This window comes from Streptomyces sp. NPDC046308 (assembly GCF_055588065.1).
Genome location: NZ_JBVJFB010000004.1, coordinates 119,630 through 138,874 on the forward strand (window position 1 = coordinate 119,630; position 19,245 = coordinate 138,874).

General features: G+C 72.6%; 15 protein-coding genes. 6 read left to right on the forward strand and 9 right to left on the reverse strand.

The window, feature by feature from the left end:
• The first annotated feature begins 59 nt into the window (after positions 1 to 59).
• The gene (locus ACZ6JT_RS18040) at positions 60 to 2,591 is read left to right on the forward strand and encodes a DEAD/DEAH box helicase (protein ID WP_469210879.1); all 2,532 of its coding nucleotides are present in this window, start codon (positions 60 to 62) and stop codon (positions 2,589 to 2,591) included.
• A 257-nt stretch (positions 2,592 to 2,848) separates the two neighbouring features.
• Here the strand turns inward: ACZ6JT_RS18040 and ACZ6JT_RS18045 are convergent, their stop codons facing one another.
• The 7 genes from ACZ6JT_RS18045 to ssd are packed head-to-tail and all read right to left on the reverse strand — an operon-like array spanning position 2,849 to position 7,758.
• Complete coding sequence (locus tag ACZ6JT_RS18045; RefSeq protein ID WP_469210881.1) at positions 2,849 to 3,190, reverse strand: Rv3654c family TadE-like protein; 342 nt, start codon at positions 3,188 to 3,190, stop codon at positions 2,849 to 2,851.
• Positions 3,187 to 3,573, reverse strand: coding sequence for a TadE family type IV pilus minor pilin (locus ACZ6JT_RS18050; RefSeq protein WP_469210883.1), 387 nt, complete (start codon positions 3,571 to 3,573; stop codon positions 3,187 to 3,189). Before ACZ6JT_RS18050 ends, ACZ6JT_RS18045 begins: the two co-directional genes overlap by 4 nt.
• Positions 3,560 to 3,757: a DUF4244 domain-containing protein gene (locus ACZ6JT_RS18055; RefSeq protein WP_469210885.1), complete on the reverse strand. Its 198-nt coding sequence runs from the start codon at positions 3,755 to 3,757 to the stop codon at positions 3,560 to 3,562. The genes ACZ6JT_RS18050 and ACZ6JT_RS18055 overlap by 14 nt, the downstream gene beginning before the upstream one ends.
• 50 nt (positions 3,758 to 3,807) lie before the next feature.
• On the reverse strand, positions 3,808 to 4,587 hold the full coding sequence (locus ACZ6JT_RS18060; protein ID WP_469210887.1) for a type II secretion system F family protein: 780 nt from the start codon (positions 4,585 to 4,587) through the stop codon (positions 3,808 to 3,810).
• A complete protein-coding gene (locus tag ACZ6JT_RS18065) occupies positions 4,587 to 5,447 on the reverse strand; it encodes a type II secretion system F family protein (RefSeq protein WP_469211552.1) in 861 nt (286 codons plus the stop codon). The genes ACZ6JT_RS18060 and ACZ6JT_RS18065 overlap by 1 nt, the downstream gene beginning before the upstream one ends.
• Positions 5,448 to 5,467: 20 nt before the next feature.
• Positions 5,468 to 6,616, reverse strand: a complete 1,149-nt coding sequence (locus ACZ6JT_RS18070; RefSeq protein WP_469210888.1) for a TadA family conjugal transfer-associated ATPase — start codon at positions 6,614 to 6,616, stop codon at positions 5,468 to 5,470.
• Positions 6,613 to 7,758 carry a septum site-determining protein Ssd gene (gene ssd / locus ACZ6JT_RS18075; protein ID WP_469211554.1) on the reverse strand — a complete coding sequence of 382 codons (1,146 nt, stop codon included), beginning with the start codon at positions 7,756 to 7,758 and terminating at the stop codon, positions 6,613 to 6,615. Before ssd ends, ACZ6JT_RS18070 begins: the two co-directional genes overlap by 4 nt.
• Positions 7,759 to 8,248: 490 nt before the next feature.
• Here ssd and ACZ6JT_RS18080 point away from each other — a divergent pair, with 490 nt between their 5' ends.
• A complete protein-coding gene (locus tag ACZ6JT_RS18080) occupies positions 8,249 to 9,124 on the forward strand; it encodes an HAD family hydrolase (RefSeq protein ID WP_469210890.1) in 876 nt (291 codons plus the stop codon).
• A gap of 360 nt (positions 9,125 to 9,484) precedes the next feature.
• Here ACZ6JT_RS18080 and ACZ6JT_RS18085 read toward each other — a convergent pair whose 3' ends face one another.
• Entirely contained in the window at positions 9,485 to 10,306 is an 822-nt protein-coding gene (locus ACZ6JT_RS18085) for a Fic family protein (protein ID WP_469210892.1), read from the reverse strand.
• A gap of 109 nt (positions 10,307 to 10,415) precedes the next feature.
• Between ACZ6JT_RS18085 and ACZ6JT_RS18090 the strand changes: the two genes are divergently transcribed.
• Entirely contained in the window at positions 10,416 to 11,456 is a 1,041-nt protein-coding gene (locus ACZ6JT_RS18090; protein WP_469210894.1) for an ATP-binding protein, read from the forward strand.
• On the opposite strand, the gene ACZ6JT_RS18095 is transcribed toward ACZ6JT_RS18090, so the two are convergent.
• Complete coding sequence (locus ACZ6JT_RS18095) at positions 11,410 to 12,714, reverse strand: polysaccharide deacetylase family protein (protein WP_469210896.1); 1,305 nt, start codon at positions 12,712 to 12,714, stop codon at positions 11,410 to 11,412. The two genes, ACZ6JT_RS18090 and ACZ6JT_RS18095, sit on opposite strands and share 47 nt — an antisense overlap.
• A gap of 235 nt (positions 12,715 to 12,949) precedes the next feature.
• Here ACZ6JT_RS18095 and ACZ6JT_RS18100 point away from each other — a divergent pair, with 235 nt between their 5' ends.
• The 3 genes from ACZ6JT_RS18100 (at position 12,950) to nhaA (ending at position 19,198) form a co-directional block, all read left to right on the forward strand.
• Complete coding sequence (locus ACZ6JT_RS18100) at positions 12,950 to 15,397, forward strand: SulP family inorganic anion transporter (protein ID WP_469210897.1); 2,448 nt, start codon at positions 12,950 to 12,952, stop codon at positions 15,395 to 15,397.
• A 159-nt stretch (positions 15,398 to 15,556) separates the two neighbouring features.
• A complete protein-coding gene (gene acs / locus ACZ6JT_RS18105; RefSeq protein ID WP_469210899.1) occupies positions 15,557 to 17,557 on the forward strand; it encodes an acetate--CoA ligase in 2,001 nt (666 codons plus the stop codon).
• A 207-nt stretch (positions 17,558 to 17,764) separates the two neighbouring features.
• Positions 17,765 to 19,198: a Na+/H+ antiporter NhaA gene (gene nhaA / locus ACZ6JT_RS18110; RefSeq protein ID WP_469210901.1), complete on the forward strand. Its 1,434-nt coding sequence runs from the start codon at positions 17,765 to 17,767 to the stop codon at positions 19,196 to 19,198.
• Positions 19,199 to 19,245: the final 47 nt, after the last annotated feature.

The window sequence follows — 19,245 nt, forward strand, 5'->3', positions numbered from 1 at the left end:
TCGAGCGGCGCCCCCTAGGGGCCTCCCCACCCGAAGGTAGGGAGGGATTGGCTGCCGCGATGGCATTCAATCACTTACCGGCAGGCGCGCACGACGCCTTCGGACCATTGTCCCGCACGCCGGTGACACACTCGGTTCCAATGGCCAATACTCACGGCTCCGGGCGGCCCAAGCCACCCGGAGACCCAAGACCCACTCCCGGCACGGTCCTGGACCGCCTGTCACGGGGGCCTTCCCGAGCTGCGCGCATCACCCATACGGAGCACTTGCCCCCTCGGGCGGGCCGTCATGCAGTCTGGCCCGATCGCATCCGAACGGATGTCGTAGCCGCGATCCAGGCGGCGGGCATCGACCATCCGTGGGAGCACCAGGCCGCCGCCGCCGAGCACGCCCTGGACGGCGAGTCGGTGGTCGTTGCCACCGGCACCGCCTCGGGCAAGTCCCTGGCGTACCTCGCGCCCGTGCTCTCCGCCCTCGCGGACGGCGCCGAGGCCCCCGCACAGCATGCGCAGCAGCGCGGAGCGCTTCCCCGGGGTGGTGGCGGGGGACGGGTGGGCGGCAGGGGCGCGACCGCCCTGTACCTGGCTCCCACCAAGGCCCTTGCGGCCGACCAGCGGCGCGCCGTACGGGAACTGGCCGCCCCGCTGGGCAACGCCGTCCGCCCCGCGGTCTACGACGGGGACACGCCCGTCGAGGAACGCGAGTGGGTGCGCCAGTACGCGAACTACGTCCTGACCAACCCCGACATGCTGCACCGCGGGATCCTCCCGGCCCACCCGCGCTGGTCCTCCTTCCTGCGGGCCCTGCGCTACGTCGTGATCGACGAGTGCCACACCTACCGCGGGGTGTTCGGCTCCCACGTGGCACAGGTCCTGCGCCGGCTGCGGCGGCTGTGCGCCCGCTACGGCTCCGAACCGGTCTTCCTGCTGGCCTCCGCCACGGCCAGCGACCCCGCGGCCGCCGCGTCCCGGCTGACCGGCGTACGGGTGATCGAGATCACCGACGACGCCTCTCCGCGCGGCGAGCTGGTCTTCGCCCTGTGGGAGCCGCCGCTCCTCACCGAGCTGCGCGGCGAGAGGGGCGCTCCCGTACGCCGTACGGCCACCGCGGAGACCGCCGACCTGCTGACCGACCTGGTGGTCCAGGGGGTCCGCACGGTCGCCTTCGTCCGCTCCCGGCGCGGCGCGGAGCTCATCTCGGTGATCACCCAGGAGCGGCTCGCCCAGGTGGACCGCTCCCTGGCCCGGCGGGTCGCGGCCTACCGCGGCGGCTACCTGCCCGAGGAACGCCGTGCCCTGGAGCGGGCCCTGCACTCCGGCGAACTGCTGGGGCTGGCCGCCACGACGGCCCTGGAGCTGGGCGTGGACGTCTCCGGGCTGGACGCCGTACTGATCACCGGATACCCCGGCACGAGGGCCTCCCTGTGGCAGCAGGCCGGCCGCGCGGGACGGGCCGGCCAGGGCGCCCTGGCCGTGCTGATCGCCCGCGACGACCCGCTGGACACCTACCTCGTCCACCACCCCGAGGCGCTGTTCCGCCAACCGGTCGAGGCCACCGTCCTGGACCCCGACAACCCGTACGTCCTCGCCCCCCACCTGTGCGCGGCGGCGGCCGAGCTGCCGCTGACGGAAGCCGACCTGGACCTCTTCGGCCCGGCGACCGAAGAACTCCTCCCCCAGCTGGAAGCGGCGAAGCTGCTGCGCCGCCGGGCGACCGCCTGGCACTGGACCCGCCGGGAACGGGCCTCGGACCTGACCGACATCCGCGGCGGCGGCGGCCGCCCGGTGCAGATCGTCGAGGCCGCCACCGGGCGGCTGCTGGGCACGGTCGACGAGTCCGCCGCCCACACCGCCGTCCACGACGGGGCCGTCCACCTCCACCAGGGCCGCACGTATCTCGTGAAACACCTGGACCTGGAGGATTCGGCGGCCCTCGTGGAGGAGGCCGATCCGCCCTTCTCCACCACGGCCCGTGACACCACCTCCATCTCCATCCTGGAGACCGAGACCGAGATCCCGTGGGGCTCGGCCCGGCTCTGCTTCGGCTCGGTCGAGGTCACCAACCAGGTCGTCTCCTATCTGCGCCGCAAACTGATCACCGGCGAGGTCCTGGGCGAGGCGAAACTGGACCTGCCGCCCCGCGTCCTGCGCACCCGGGCCGTGTGGTGGACGGTGACCGAGGACCAGCTCGACGAGGCCCGGATCAATCCGGAGATCCTCGGCGGAGCCCTGCACGCCGCCGAGCACGCCTCCATCGGCATGCTTCCGCTGTTCGCCACCTGCGACCGCTGGGACATCGGCGGCGTCTCCGTGCCGCTGCATCCCGACACCCTCCTTCCCACGGTTTTCGTCTACGACGGCCACCCCGGCGGGGCCGGCTTCGCGGAGCGGGCCTTCCACACCGCCGCCGCCTGGCTGACGGCGACCCGTGACGCGATCGCCGCCTGCGAGTGCGAGGCCGGCTGCCCGTCCTGCATCCAGTCCCCCAAATGCGGCAACGGCAACGACCCCCTCCACAAACGCGGTGCCATCCGCCTCCTCACCCGTCTCCTCGCCGAATCCCCGGCCCAGCCCACCGAGCCCGCCCCCTGACCTGCCCATCGGGCTTCTGCCCTGACCGGGTCCTGAACCGGGACCCAATCCCGGCCCGGGCCCTGGCGCTGGCCCGAGCCCTGCCCCGGGCCCTGAGCCGGGTCCTGGCACCTCCTGAGGTGCGGACCGGGCCCGGACCCTGACCCTGGCCCGAGCCCTGCCCGGACCCTGACCCGTGCCCTGCCCCGGGCCCTGACCCGGGCCCTGACCCGGGTCTGGCACCTCCTGAGGTGCGGACCGGTCCCCTGGGCCCGGCCTCACTCCCGCGACGCCCGAGGCGGGCCCGCACGGGCCGCCACGGCGGGGGTGAAGGGGCCCGCCGTCACCCGGGCCGTCACCTCCGCGACCTCCCCGTGGAGACGGCAGCCGGCGAGCGCCGCCTCCTGGGCCCGGGCCACCCTCAGCGCCGTGGCACAGGCGGTCTCCGGTCCGTGCGCCCAGGTGGCCGCCGCCGCGAGCGCCGCGAGATCCGCCGCCGATGCCGCCCGGTGCCGTGCCACCACGGCCTGGCCGAGCAGCAGCACCCCGCCGAACACCGCCCCCAGCGCCGTGGCCACCAGGGCCGCCCAGACCGTGGCGGAGCCCCGGTCCCGGCTCACGGCGGCGGCCCCACGCTGTCCTCGGCCAGGGCCACCGCCTGCGCCCCGAGCCGTACGGGCAGCCCGCCCGGCCCCGGCGCGGGCGCCGCCACCCGGACCCGCCAGAGGTCGCCCACCCGCTCCACCTCCACCCGCGCCCCCGGCGGCGCGGCCTCCTCGGCCGCCGCCACGGCCACCTCGGCCGGCTCCGAGCGGGACACCGCCCGGGCGCCGGCCCGGGCCGCGTCCACACACCGGATCTGCGCGGCCGCCGCCATCAGGGCCCACACGAGCAGCGCCGCGAACAGCACCAGCGCCGGGATCACGAGGGCGGCCTCGGCCGTCACATATCCGCGGTCCCCGATTTTCCGGCGCGCCGGCGACTTCCCCTCAGAAGGGCACATCGAGCGCCTTCCCGATGGTCGACTGAAGGGCCGTCGCGACGACTTCGCTCGTCACCACCTTGTAGAGCACGGCAGCGAATGCGCAGGCCGCGATCGTGCCCATGGCGTATTCCGAGGTGGACATCCCCGCGTCGTCCCCGCGACCGCTCAGTGCCGTCCGCAGCCGAAACCAGATGATCCTCATGGCAAACCTCCTGTGGATTTCCGTTGTTGATGTGTGTGGTCAATGCGACGTCAGGTGTTCGAGAGAAGTCCCGAGGCCATTCCGATCACCACCGGCGCCACCCCGATCGCGAGAAATGCGGGGAGGAAACACAGCCCCACCGGCGCGGTGACGAGTACCGCCGCCCGCTGCGCCCTGGCTCCCGCCCGGCGGGCCCGGTCCTCCCGGAGGCCCGACGCGAGCCGGGAGACCGGTTCGGCCGCGGGCGCCCCCGTCCGGGCGGCCCGTTCCAGGCATTCCGCGAGCGCCCGGGCACCCGGTATCTCCGCCAACCTCCCCCACCCGGCGCCCGGTTCGCCGCCGAGCCGCAGCTCCGCCCCGGCCCGGGCCAGCCGCTCGCCCACCGGGCCGCCCAGTGACTCCCCGACCACCTCCGCGGCCTCCACCGGTCCCGCCCCGGCCGCCAGACACGCGGCCAGCAGATCGGCGGCGAACGGCAGCTGGCGCTCCGCCTCCCCCGCGTCCACCTCGGCCGGCGGCCGCGCCCTGGCCCGCCACCGCCACACGCCGAGCGCGGCCAGCACGCCGACCACGGCACCCGCAGGCCCGCCGACGAGCACCCATCCGGCCACCAGCGCCCCCGCCGGCCCGGCCCACTGCGCCAAGACACCCCGCACCGCGGAAGCGAACGCCGGCCCACGAGGAAGCTGTTCCACCCCGAGCAGCGCCGCGATCCTGCGCCGCGCCGCCCGCTCCCGGACCCGCGCCACCACCGCCGCCCCCACCACCCAGAGGGCCGCCCCCGCGAAGCACAGCGCGATCCCCAGCCTGTGGACGAGGACGCCGCCCATCACCGCTCCCCCGCCCCTACGATCCGCCGACACCAGAGCAGCCCCAGCGCCTCCAGCAGCGCGCCCGCCAGCAGGCACCCCCAGCCCATCGGGCTGTGCAGCAGCACCCGCAGCGGAGCCGCCCCCAGTCCGGTGCCGATCAGCAGGCCCACCAGCGGCAGCAGGGCGAGCACCAGCACCGTCGACCGCGCCCCCGCCAGCTGGGCCCGCAGCGACTCCTGTCGGTCCCGCTCCGCCCTCAGGGCCCCCTCCAGCCGGTCCAGTCCGGCGGCCAGTCCCGCACCACCGTCCACGGACACCCGCCAGCAGGCAGCCATCCCGGCGAGCCCCTGCGCGCCGGATTCCTTCGCCGCCTGGCGCAGCGCTCCCGGCACGTCCCCGCCGAACGCCGCGGCGGCCAGCACGCCCGCCTCGGCCGCACCCGGCCCGCCCGGAGCCGCGGCGGTGCGCCGCATCGCGGCCGTCAGCGCCTGCCCGGGCTGAGCCCCCGCCCGCAGCTCGCCCACCACCGCCCCGCACAGGGCCACCACCTCGGCGGCCCGCGCCGCCCGGGCCCTCTCCCGCGCCCGCACCCGCAGCCACCTCCGCAGCAGCGGCAGGGCGGCCGCACCCGCCAGCAACGGGATCACCGACCCGCCGAGCACCGAGACCAGCAGACCGGCCCCGAGGCAGGCCCACTCCCGCCACCTCGCCGCCCGCACCCGCACGGCCACGAGCAGCCGCTCCCAGTGCAGCGGCCCGCCCGGAACCGCCGGAGCGGCCCCGGCCAGCACCACCCGGGCCCGCCGGCCCACGCGGTCGCCCCCGCAGATCCCCCAGGCAGCCGCCCCGGCGCAGATCATCCCGGCGAACACCGGCATCGACAGCCCCGCGGCGGCGCTCACCGCACACCCCGCAGCAGCGGACGCAGCCGGTCCCAGCCCCGCTCCCGCACGAAGCCCCGGGCAGACCAGCGCAGCGCCGGCACGGTCACCACCAGTCCGGCAGCGTCCCGCTCCAGCACGTGCACCTCGGCCAGCCGGCGGCGCCCCTCACGATCCCGGACCAGATGGAGCACCAGGGTCAGCGCCGCGGCCAACTGGCTGTGCAGGGCGGCCCGGTCGAGCCCGGCGGCCGTCCCGAGCGCCTCCAGCCGAGCCGGGACATGAGCCGCGGCATTCGCGTGGACCGTGCCGCATCCCCCCTCGTGTCCGGTGTTCAGCGCGGCGAGCAGATCCGCCACCTCGGCGCCCCGCACCTCGCCGACCACCAGGCGGTCGGGCCGCATCCGCAGCGCCTGCCGGACCAGATCCGCCAGCGTGACCAGGCCCGCCCCTTCCTGATTGGCCGGCCGGGTCTCCAGCCGCACCACGTGCGGATGGTCGGGGCGCAGCTCGGCCGAGTCCTCGGCCAGCACGATCCGCTCACCGGGCCCGACCAGCCCCAAAAGGGCGCTGAGCAGGGTGGTCTTGCCGGTTCCCGTGCCTCCTGAGACGAGGAACGACAGCCGGGCCTCGACCATGTCCCGGAGCAGCCGGTGGCCGCCGGGCGGCAGCGTGCCCGCCACGACGAGCTCCTCCAGCGTGAACGCCCGGGGCCGCACCACCCGCAGCGAGAGGCAGGCCGAGCCGACCGCCACCGGCGGCAGCACGGCATGCAGCCGGGTGCCGTCCGGCATGCGGGCGTCCACCCAGGGCCGGGCGTCGTCGAGGCGCCGCCCCGCCACGGCGGCCAGCCGCTGGGCGAGCCTGCGCACGGCCTCGGGGTCGGGGAAGGTCACCCCGGTCAGTTCCAGGCCGCCACCCCGGTCCACCCACACCCGGTCGGGAGCCGCCACCAGCACATCGGTGACCTCCGGGTCGGCCAGCAGCGCCTCCAGCGGGCCGGCGCCGACGAGCTCGGACCGCAACTCGGCTGCCACACCCAGCACTTCGGCATGCCCGAGCAGTCGACCCTGGGCCCGTAGGGCCGCCGCCACCCGCGCCGGGGTCGGTTCCGCCCCGCTCTCGGCGAGTCGGCGGCGCACCGCGTCCAGCAGCACCGCGCTCATGCCGGCACCCCCTGGGCCGGACCGAGCGCCCGCTGCCAGAAGCCGTCGCAGAAGCGGGCCAACGCGCCCCGCCCCTGCGCCCCCGGCGGTTCCCCCTCGGCCACCCGCCCCGGGAGCCCCACCTCGACCGGCACCTCACCGGCCAGCGGCGCCCCCAGCAGCCCCGCCACGGCCTCCGGATCCAGACCGCCCGGGCAGCGGCCCCGCACGACGACGCGCACGTCCCGGGCCACCATCCGCACTCCGGCCGCCACCCGGCCCGCGGCGGCCACCGACCGCAGCTCGCCGGGCACCACCATCAGCACCAGGTCGAGCTGGGCCAGCACCTCGGCCACGGCTTCGTCCACCCGCCGTGGGAGGTCGACCACCACGACCCCGCCCCTGCGGCGGGCGGCGGCCACCACCGACCGCATGGCGGCGGGCGGCACCACCACCCGGTCCCCGCGGTCCCAGCTGAGCACCCGCAGGGCGTGCAGCTCGGGCAGGGACTCTTCCAGGGCTCCGGCGCCGACCCGCCCCCGCGACGCCGCGAAGTCCGGCCAGCGCAGCCCCTCGGCGCTCTCGCCGCCGAGCAGCACGTCCATGCCCCCGCCCAGCGGGTCGCCGTCGATGAGGATGGTCCGCTCCCCGGCGCGGGCGGCCCGGACGGCGAGCGCGCAGGCGAGGGTGGAGGCACCGGCGCCGCCGGCGCCCCCGATCACCCCGACGGCGAGGGCGGGCCGTCCGGCCCCCTCCACGACGTCGGCGATGCGGTCGACGAGCAGGCTCTCGGCGTCGGGAAGGCGCAGCACCTCCTCGGCACCGATCTCCACCGCGCGTTGCCACACGAGGGGATCGTCGAGGTCCCGGCCGACGAGGAACACCCCGGTCCTGCGCGGCGCCCCTCGGACCCGCCCCGCGGCGTCGTCCCCGACGAGCACGAGCGGCGCGGAATCCCAGCCAACACCCCCGGTGCGTCCGTCACTTGCGTCGGCGGCGCCGCCCGCGCCGCCCTGCTCGGGTACCGCGTGGTGCACGTGCGGCTCGGCGCCCGCGGCGGCACACAGCCTCAGCAGGTCGTCGAGGAGCACGGGGTCCTCGGTGATGATCAGCGGCCGCCCGCCGCCGGGCACGGCCGCGACCCCCACTCCGGCCCCCGCCACCGCGGACTTCGGCGTTTCACACGACTTCGATCGAGCCACGATCTCCGCCCCCTTCTCACTGCAAATCCAGCACCGCGGACTTCGCGGCTGGAATCACCGTGCAGCGATCGGGAAAAACAAGTGGATCTTGCTCGATAACTGTGGACAACCCAGCGATTGTGAATAACCCGGTCACCCTCCCAGGTGAGTTCCGGAGCGCGGCGGAACCACTACGCACCGTCACGAGTCTGATGTGGTGAGGGCCTTCGCCGCGTCGGCCCCGCAGAAGAGGAGGGCCGGGAACATGGTCACTTGGGGCCGAAGGCAGGGGCGCGAACCGCGTCCGGACATGCGACGACCCCCGCCGGGGGGGAGAGCGGGGGTCGTCCCCACGGTCCGACTCGGGGGGGGAGGAGCCAGACCGGGTTAGCACGGTCGCGAACGATCCGTGACTTCCATGGTGTACCCGAGAGCCTTCTCAGGCAAACCCACGCGCCACACCTTACGCCGAATGGTGGGCGCATATGCTCGGGGCGTGGAAAATCAGCCCTTGCCGCGCTCCTCGCCTCGCACCGCAGCCTTCTTCGACCTGGACAAGACGGTCATTGCGAAGTCGAGCACCCTGACGTTCAGCAAGTCCTTCTACCAAGGCGGCCTGATCAACCGGCGAGCCGTGTTGCGCACCGCGTACACGCAGTTCATCTTCCTGGCCGGCGGCGCCGACCACGACCAGATGGAACGGATGCGGGAGTACCTGTCCGGCCTCTGCAAGGGGTGGAACGTGCAGCAGGTCCGGGAGATCGTTGCGGAGACCCTCCACGACCTCATCGACCCGATCATCTACGACGAGGCCGCCTCGTTGATCGAGGCCCACCACACCGCGGGCCGCGACGTGGTGATCGTGTCGACCTCCGGCGCGGAAGTGGTCGAGCCCATCGGGGAGATGCTCGGGGCGGACCGGGTCGTCGCCACGCGCATGGTCGTGGGCGAGGACGGCTGCTTCACCGGCGAGATCGAGTACTACGCCTACGGGCCCACCAAGGCGGAAGCCGTGCGCGAGCTCGCGGAGTCCGAGGGGTACGACCTCGCCCGCTGCTACGCCTACAGCGACTCGGCCACCGACATCCCGATGCTGGAGGCCGTGGGACACCCGCACGCGGTCAACCCCGACCGGGCGCTGCGGCGGGAGGCGGTGGCCCGCGCGTGGCCGGTGCTGGTGTTCAACCGGCCCGTGCGGCTCAAGCAGCGGCTGCCCGGACTGTCGATGCCCGCACGCCCGGCCCTCGTCGCGGCGGCCGCCGTGGGCGCGGCAGCCGCCACGGCGGGGCTGGTCTGGTACGCGAGCCGGCGCCGCGCCCATGCGCTCGCCGCCGCCGCGTCTGCCTGAATGTCCCGACCCGGACCGATACGGGCTGTCCGGTTCACCCGAAGTCGTCCCGAATAGTAAAAAGTGGAGCCAGGGGTTTCGCATGGCTCACAAGCGGAGTACAAATAAAGCAACGGCCCGCGAGACCAAAGAACATCCGAGAGGATCATCTTTAAAACGCAGTAAGGCCCACGGACCGAAGCATGAACGCCGAGCACCCACGCGACGTCGACCCGTCGATTACGGGCCAGCCGCACCAGGTAACGGGCAAAGTCCCCGACCTGATGGGCAACAATCGAGGACGCTTGGTAACTGGGCGTAAATGCCAGCGGCGACACCAAAGCAGTACGGTGTCGCCGCAACCCATGTCCGGGCCGCGCGTCAGGCCGCGCCGCGCTGCAGGGCCTCGCAGACCGCCGTCGACTCGCGCACTCCGAGCTCGATCGCCCGCCCGCAGTGGGCGATCCACGCGGACATCCCCTCCGCGGTGCCGGAGACATAGCCCTCGAAGGCGGCCAGGTACGCCTCGCGCCCCTGCTCCGCGTGACCGACCTCCGCGGGACAGATCGCCTTCGGGTCCAGACCGCTGTTGATCAGGACGATGCGCTCGGCCGCCCGCGCGACCAGCCCGTTGTACGAGGCGAACGGACGCAGGGCCAGCAGCTCGCCGTGCACCACCGCCGCCGTGACCAGGGCCGGGGCGGAGCCACCCGCGATGATCAGGCGGGACAGGCCGTCCAGCCGGCCCGCGACCTCCTCGGCGCTCGGCAGCGGGAGGTCCACCAGGGGCTCCACCACCTGCTCGCCCGCCAGACGGGGGCGGCCGACCACGTCACCCTCGGCCGTCGACCCGGACGCCACCAGGTGCAGCCGCGCGAGGACCCGCAGCGGGGACTGGCGCCAGATGCTCAGCAGCTGCCCGGCCTCCGCGGTGAGCCGCAGGGCCGCGCCCACCGTCAGCGCCTCCGGCTCCGATCCGAAGTCGGTGCGGCGCCGCACCTCTTCCAGCGCCCAGTCCGCACCGGAGAGCGCCGCGCTCCCTCGGGCCCCGCGCAGGGCGGCTTCCGAGGTGATCTCACCGCTGCGGCGGCGCATCACCCGGTGCCCGTAGACCCGGTCCACGGCCTTGCGTACGGAATCCACGGACTCGGCGACACCCGGCAGCCCGGCCAGGGCGACCAACGGGTCAGAAGCGCTACTCATAAGTAGGGAGCCTACGCACTGCGCACCCCTGGCACCGACCCCTCCTTGGAGTGGTCTTCTTCACTCACCTTGACAACACAGCGCGACTTACCCACTACGCTTGGTGAACATGAAGATCGCTTTCGTGGGAAAGGGCGGCAGCGGCAAGACGACGCTGTCCTCCCTCTTCATCCGCCACCTCGCCGCCAATGAGGCCCCCGTCGTCGCGGTGGACGCCGACATCAACCAGCACCTGGGCGCCGCGCTCGGTCTCGGCGAGGACGAGGCCGCCGAACTGCCCGCCCTGGGCGCGCACCTGCCCCTGATCAAGGAGTACCTGCGGGGCTCCAACCCGCGCATCGCGTCCGCCGACACGATGATCAAGACCACCCCGCCCGGCCGGGGCTCGCGCCTGCTGCGGGTCACCGAGGACAACCCGGTGTACGAGGCCTGCGCGCGCACGCTCCTGCTGGACGGGGAGCCCGTGCGGCTCATGGCCACCGGGCCGTTCACCGAGGCCGACCTCGGCGTGGCCTGCTACCACTCCAAGGTCGGGGCGGTCGAGCTGTGCCTCAACCACCTGGTCGACGGCCCGGACGAGTACGTGGTCGTCGACATGACCGCCGGATCCGACTCCTTCGCCTCGGGCATGTTCACCCGCTTCGACATGACCTTCCTGGTGGCCGAGCCGACCCGCAAGGGCGTCTCCGTCTACCGCCAGTACAAGGAGTACGCGCGGGACTTCGGGGTCGCGCTGAAGGTCATCGGCAACAAGGTGCAGGGCCCCGAGGACATCGAGTTCCTGCAGGACGAGGTGGGCGAGGACCTGCTGGTCACCGTCGGGCACTCCGACTGGGTACGGGCGATGGAGAAGGGCCGTCCGGCCGCCTTCGAGCTGCTGGAGGCGACCAACCGGTTCGCCCTCCAGGCGCTCCAGGACGCCGCCGACGACTCGTACGCCCACCGCGACTGGGACCGGTACACCGAGCAGATGGTGCGCTTCCACCTCAAGAACGCGGAGAGCTGGGGCAACGCCAAGACCGGGGTCGACCTGGCGGACCAGGTCGACCCCGACTTCACCCTGCGCGAGGGCGTCGCGGCCACCGCCGCGGACGAGTCCTTCGTCAGCCCTCGTCCGCACTCTCATCAGCCGGCTCCGCAGCCGGCTTGACGCCCGCGGGGGCGGCCGGCGCCGCCGGCGGCCCCGCGGTCAGGAACTTCGCCCAGCCCTGCTTCGGCGCCTCTCCGACGTCGAGGGTGCGCAGCCACTCCAGGGCCTTCGGGTCCTGGGCGTCCAGCCAGTCCACCAGCTCGCGGAACGGCACGCACCGGACCTCGGGCTTGGTGCACATGGACTTGATGGAGTCCTCGACGGCACGCATGTAGGTGCCGCCGTTCCAGGACTCGAAGTGGTTGCCGATGATCAGCGGCGCGCGGTTGCCCTGGTAGACGCGGTCGAAGGCTTCCTGCAGGCCGTCACGCATCTGGTCACCCCAGTACGCGTGCTGCGAGGGGTCTCCCTGCGAGGTCGTCCCGGACTGGTTGACCATGTAGTTGTAGTCCATGCTCAGGGTGTCGAAGGCACGGCCGGGCATGGGCACCAGCTGGAGCGGGACGTCCCAGAGTCCGTCCGTCTTCTTGGGCCAGATCTGCTTGCTGATGCCGCTGGAGTCGTAGCGGAAGCCCATGTCCTTCGCCGCCAGCATGAAGTTCTTCTGGCCCTCGAGGCAGGGGGTGCGGGCGCCGATGAGCTCCTTGTCGTAGTCGAAGGGGAGCGCCTCCATGGTCTTCAGGCCCGCGTTGGTCTTCCAGTTCTTGACGAAGGCCTTGGCCTGGTTGATCTCGCTCTTCCACTCGTCCACGGACCAGGTGCCGACGCCGCCGTCGGGCCCGCAGAAGTGCCCGTTGAAGTGGGTGCCGATCTCGTTGCCCTCCAGCCAGGCCGCGCGGAGCTGGGTGGCGGTGTCCTTGATGCCCTGGAGGTCGCCGAAGCCGATGTCGGAGCGGCCGGGCGAGTGCTGCGGTGCCGTATAGAGGGAACGTTTCTCCTCCGGGAGCATGTAGACGCCGCTGAGGAAGTACGTCATGCGGGCGTTGGACTGCTTGCCGACCTCACGGAAGTGCGAGAAGAGCTTCTGGCTGTCCTCGCCGGCCCCATCCCAGGAGAACACCACGAACTGCGGCGGCTTTTCGCCGGGCTTCAGCTTCTGCGGCTTCTGCACGTTCGGCTGGGGGCCGGTGTACGCGGTCGAACCGTCGCCGATGGGCCGGTTGACACTGCCGGGGGCCTCCGCCTCGGCACCCTTGCGTGCGTTCGGCGCCCCGGGAGCCGGTGACTTGGCGGGGCCCGAGGCGCTGCACCCGGCAACTCCCAGGACCAGGGCCGTGGCGACCAGGCCACCGGCGATCTTCTTCGTGGCGGCGATCATCCGCCCCACCTCTCCCTCGCAGTTCCATCGCAGGACTTCCGCGCCGCAACGTCCCACGCGGTCAGCTTTGAGGAAGGTATGACAAGCCGTACAAAATGCTTAATCACTCTTGAGTGCTAATTTATAGGCCATTTGCCCGTATTATTCACCGCACACCTTTACTCTCCATTACCATCCATTTACCGAGTGTTGAGACTCCCGCCGCTTCATCCCTCCCCAGAGGAGACGGGAACCCATGACAGCCACCTCTCCCACCCGCACGACCCGCGAGACCCGCAAGGACCTCCCGGCCGACTTCTCCGCCTCCATCGCCGTCTTCCTGATCGCTCTGCCGCTCTCGCTCGGCATCGCCCTGGCCACCGGCGCCCCGCTCCAAGCCGGGCTGGTGGCCGCCGCGGTCGGCGGGATCGTCGCCGGTTGGCTGGGGGGCGCCCCGCTCCAGGTCAGCGGGCCCGCCGCCGGACTCACCGTGGTCACCGCCGAATTGATCCAGCACTACGGCTGGCGCACCACATGCGCCATCACCGTGCTCGCCGGCGTCTGCCAGCTCGGCCTCGCCGCACTGCGCACCGCCAGGTCGGCGCTCATGGTCAGCCCGGCCATCGTGCACGGCCTGCTCGCCGGGATCGGCGTGACGATCGCCCTCGCCCAACTCCACATCGTGCTCGGCGGCAACCCGCAGAGCTCGGCCGTGGCCAACGTCCTCGGGCTGCCCGCCCAGTTGGCCGATCTGCATCCCGCGGCACTCGGCGTCAGCGCCCTGACCCTGGCCGTCCTGCTGGCCTGGCCGTGGCTGCCCGGACGGGCCGGCCGGATCCTGCGCAAGGCCCCCGCCGCGCTGGCGGCCGTCGCCGCGGCCACCGCCGCCGCCGCACTGTCCGGGCTCGCCCTGCCCAGGGTGGACCTGCCGTCCTGGCGCAGCCACGCCCTGCCCGAGCTGCCCGAGGGGCCGGTCCTCGGCATCCTCGCCGCCGTCCTGACCATCGCGCTGGTCGGCAGTGTGCAGTCCCTGCTCTCCGCGGTCGCGACCGACAAGCTGATCGCCTCCGAGCGGCGGACGGGCAACCGGCCGCCGCGCACCGACCTCGACCGCGAGCTGTGGGGGCAGGGTGCGGCGAACATCGTCTCCGGCGCGCTCGGCGGGCTGCCCGTCTCGGGTGTGGCCGTCCGGAGCGTGGCCAACGTCAAGTCCGGTGCGGTCAGTCGGAGATCGACCATGCTGCACGGCCTCTGGGTGGTTCTGGCGGCCGGCCTTCTCGTCCCGGTCCTCGACCTGATCCCGCTCGCCGCACTCGCGGCCCTGGTGATGGCCGTGGGCGTGCAGATGGTCAGCATCACGCACCTGCGCAGCGTCACCCGGCACCGGGAGGTCGTGGTCTACGGCACGACCATCGCGGCCGTCGTACTGGGCGGGGTCCTGGAGGGCGTGGCCATCGGCATCGCGGTGGCCGTCGCACTGGCCCTGCACCGGCTCGCCCGGACCAGGATCACCATGGACCGGCAGGATGACGGGACCCACCGGGTTCGGGCGCGCGGGCAGTTGACCTTCCTCGCGGTACCCCGGCTGAGCCGGGTACTGAACCAGATCCCGCACGACGGGCATGTGGTGATCGAGCTGGACGGCTCGTTCATGGATCACGCCGCCTACGAGACGCTGCAGGACTGGCAGGAGTCCCATCTGGCGCACGGGGGCACGCTGGAGGTGACCGGCCGGGCCGGATCATCGGCGCGGCTGCCCGGAGCCACCTCAGCCGACGGGCCCGACGGGTTCGGGGGATCCGGGGAAGCCGGGGAAGCCACCGAAGCCGGCGCGACCGGAGCGGGCGTACCGCACAGCGGCAGCCACCACGCGGACCGGTCTCGACGCGGGACCCACCAGTGCTGCCGGCCCTGGACCCCCTGGCAGAACCACTGCGACCACCGCCCCGCCGGGACCCGTACGCCCACGGCCGCGGCCGCGGCGGCGGCCGCCGAGACCTCCGCGGACGAGGCCCCGACGGCGCCTCGGCGGCGCGGCGCCGGCCAACTCGCGAGCGGCATCGGCGCCTTCCAGCGGGACACCGCCCCCCACGTGCGGGACGAGCTGGCCCGACTGGCCCGCGAGGGGCAGCGGCCCTCGCAGCTCTTCCTCACGTGCGCGGACTCCCGCCTGGTGACCAGCATGATCACGGCCAGCGGACCGGGCGACCTGTTCACCGTCCGCAACGTCGGCAACCTGGTCCCGCTGCCCGGCGCGGAGTCCACGGACGACTCGGTCGCCGCGGCCATCGAGTACGCCGTGGACGTGCTGAAGGTCGACAGCATCACGGTGTGCGGGCACTCGGGCTGCGGGGCCATGCAGGCCCTGCTCAGCTCCGCGCCCGGACTTCCGATGACCCCGCTGCGCCGCTGGCTGCGGCACGGGCTGCCCAGCCTGGAGCGGATGGCCAGTCGCCACCACGCCTGGGCCCGAATCTCCGGCCGGCTCCCGGCGGACGCGGTGGAGCAGTTGTGCCTGACCAATGTGGTCCAGCAGCTGGAGCACCTGCGGGCCCACGAATCGGTGGCCCGGCGGCTCGCCGAGGGCACGCTGGAACTGCACGGCATGTACTTCCACGTGGGCGAGGCGCAGGCCTACCTGCTGTCCGAGGGCGAGGACTTCTTCGACTGCCGGGTCTTCGACACCGTGGGCCAGCACGCCTGAACCGATACCCTCCCGTATCCGTGCAATCGTTTGGCCCCTTCCCGCACCCTGCAGCGGGAGGGGGCCATTCGCACGCCGTTCTCGTGCGGGCCGATCGTGATATAGGTCTAAACCAATTCTCGGCTACCCCTTGTCACCTGGGCCGCTGACTGATGAGCTATGCCCGGGGACACAACGGACACCCTGGGAAAGGGAGATGTCGTGAGCAATGAGAGCCTGGCCAATCTGCTCAAGGAGGAGCGGCGGTTCGCACCGCCCGCCGATCTGGCCGCCGCCGCCAATGTGAAAGAGGCTGCGTACGCACAGGCCGACGCGGACCGGCTGGGCTTCTGGGCCGAGCAGGCCCGGCGGCTGACCTGGGCCACCGAGCCGACCGAGACGCTCGACTGGACGAATCCGCCCTTCGCGAAGTGGTTCGCGGACGGCAAGCTGAACGTCGCGTACAACTGCGTGGACCGCCACGTCGAGGCCGGAAACGGCGACCGCGTCGCCATCCACTTCGAGGGCGAGCCCGGGGACAGCCGCGCGATCACCTACGCCGAGCTCAAGGACGAGGTCTCCAGGGCCGCGAACGCCCTGACCGAGCTGGGTGTCGAGGCCGGCGACCGCGTCGCCGTCTACCTGCCGATGATCCCCGAGGCGGTCGTCGCGATGCTCGCGTGCGCCCGCGTCGGCGCCGCGCACTCCGTGGTCTTCGGCGGCTTCTCCGCCGACGCCGTCGCCTCCCGCATCCAGGACGCCGACGCCAAGCTGGTCATCACCGCCGACGGCGGCTACCGCCGCGGCAAGCCGAGCGCCCTGAAGCCCGCCATCGACGAGGCCGTCGCCAAGTGTCCGCAGGTCGAGCACGTGCTGGTCGTGCGACGCACCGGTCAGGACACCGCCTTCACCGAGGGCCACGACGTCTGGTGGCACGAGGTGGTGGGCCGGCAGTCCGCCGAGCACACCCCGCAGCCCTTCGACGCCGAGCACCCGCTCTTCATCCTCTACACCTCGGGCACCACGGGTAAGCCGAAGGGCATCCTGCACACCTCCGGCGGCTACCTCACCCAGACCGCGTACACCCACCACGCGGTCTTCGACCTGAAGCCCGAGAGCGACGTCTACTGGTGCACCGCCGACATCGGCTGGGTGACCGGGCACTCCTACATCGTCTACGGGCCGCTCGCCAACGGCGCCACCCAGGTGATGTACGAGGGCACGCCGGACACCCCGCACCAGGGCCGCTTCTGGGAGGTCGTGCAGAAGTACGGCGTCACCATCCTCTACACGGCGCCGACGGCCATCCGCACGTTCATGAAGTGGGGCGACGACATCCCCGCCAAGTTCGACCTGTCGAGCCTGCGCGTCCTGGGCTCGGTCGGCGAGCCGATCAACCCCGAGGCCTGGATCTGGTACCGCAAGCACATCGGCGGCGACCGCTGCCCGATCGTGGACACCTGGTGGCAGACCGAGACCGGCGCGATGATGATCTCCCCGCTGCCGGGCGTCACGCACACCAAGCCGGGCTCCGCGCAGCGCGCCCTGCCCGGGATCTCCGCCACCGTCGTGGACGACGAGGCGCACGAGGTCCCGAACGGCGGAGGCGGCTACCTGGTCCTCACCGAGCCGTGGCCGTCGATGCTGCGCACCATCTGGGGTGACGACCAGCGGTTCATCGACACCTACTGGTCCCGCTTCGAGGACAGGTACTTCGCGGGCGACGGCGCCAAGAAGGACGAAGACGGTGACATCTGGCTGCTCGGCCGGGTGGACGACGTGATGCTGGTGTCCGGCCACAACATCTCGACCACCGAGGTGGAGTCGGCGCTCGTCTCGCACCCCTCGGTCGCCGAGGCGGCCGTGGTCGGCGCCAACGACGAGACCACCGGCCAGGCCATCGTGGCCTTCGTCATCCTGCGCGGCAGCGCCTCCGAGACCGAGGGCCTGGTCGCCGACCTGCGCAACCACGTGGGCGCCACACTCGGCCCGATCGCCAAGCCGAAGCGGATCCTGCCGGTCCAGGAACTGCCGAAGACCCGATCGGGCAAGATCATGCGCCGTCTGCTGCGCGACGTGGCGGAGAACCGCGCGGTCGGTGACGTCACCACGCTCGCCGACTCCTCGGTCATGGACCTGATCCAGAGCAAGCTCCCGGCTGCTGCCGGCGGCGAGGACTGACCGCGGCGCTCACCGAAACGAGAAACGGGCACCCGTCGCGACGCGCCGGGTGCCCGTTTCGCACATAAAGTGACGATCATCGGATTCGCCCTCGCGTGTGCCCTGTAAAATATTGAAAGCGTAAAGAAACATCACAGGGTGCGCCGGGAAGTCTGGTCGGCAATGAGCTTCGCCATGCCGTCCAACCGACCCCGGAGGTGTCACCTCGTGGCCGCGCCCAGCCCCACCGATCACCAGAAGCGCAAGCTGCTCGGCCGGCTCTCGCTGCCCGAGCGCCGCTTCGTCGCCGATGCCCTGCGCACCGAGACCGTCGGCGGCGTGCTCCTGCTCGCGGCCGCCGTCGCCGCGCTGATCTGGGCGAACACCCCACCGCTGGCGGACAGCTACCAGGCGGTCCGGGACTTCCACATCGGCCCCAGCGCCCTCGGCCTGGACCTGTCGATCCAGCACTGGGCGGCCGACGGACTCCTCGCGATCTTCTTCTTCGTCGCGGGCATCGAGCTCAAGCGCGAGCTCGTCGCGGGCGACCTGCGCGACGCCAAGGCGGCCGCCCTCCCGGTGATCGCGGCCGTCTGCGGCATGGCCATGCCCGCGCTGGTCTACGTACTGGTCAACTCCCTCGGCAACGGCGCGATGGACGGCTGGGCGGTCCCGACCGCCACCGACATCGCCTTCGCGCTCGCCGTCCTCGCCGTCCTCGGCACCTCCCTGCCCTCGGCCCTGCGCGCCTTCCTGCTGACGCTCGCGGTCGTCGACGACCTCTTCGCCATCCTGATCATCGCGGTGTTCTTCACCAGCGAGATCGACTTCCTGGCGCTCGGCGGCGCGCTCGTGGGCCTGGCCCTCTTCTGGTTCCTGCTCCACCGGGGAGTGCGCGGCTGGTACGTCTACGTCCCGCTCGCGCTGGTCGTCTGGGGCCTGATGTACAACAGCGGCGTCCACTCCACCATCGCCGGCGTCGCCATGGGCCTGATGCTCCGCTGCACCCGCAGGGAAGGCGAGGAGCAGTCCCCCGGTGAGCACATCGAGCACCTGGTCCGGCCCGTCTCGGCCGGTCTCGCCGTGCCCCTCTTCGCCCTGTTCTCCGCCGGGGTCTCGCTCTCCGACGAGGCCATCGCTCAGGTGTTCACCCGGCCCGAGACCCTCGGCGTCGTCCTCGGCCTCGTCGTCGGCAAGGCGGTGGGCATCTTCGGCGGCACCTGGCTCGCCGCGCGGTTCACCAAGGCCGAACTCAACGACGACCTCGCCTGGCCCGACGTACTCGCCGTGGCCTCGCTCGCCGGCATCGGCTTCACCGTCTCCCTCCTGATCGGCGAGCTCGCGTTCGCCGGCGACCCGGTCCTCACCGACGAGATCAAGGCGGCCGTACTGCTCGGCTCGCTCATCGCCGCCGTGATCGCGGGCGTCATGCTCAAGCTCCGCAACCGCAAGTACCGGGCGCTCACCGAGGCCGAGGAGCGGGACGAGGACCTCGACGGCATCCCGGACATCTACGAGGAGCACAACCCCGAGTACCACCTGCGGATGGCGAGGATCTACGAGGAGCGCGCCGCGGAACACCGCCGCAAGGCCGAGAGCGCGGCTGCCGCGGCGCTCCAAAGCGCGGCCGGGTCCACCACCGAGGGCGACCGTCCGGCATGATCTGACTGACGACGCAGGACAGCCGCACGGCAGCAGACGACAGAGGG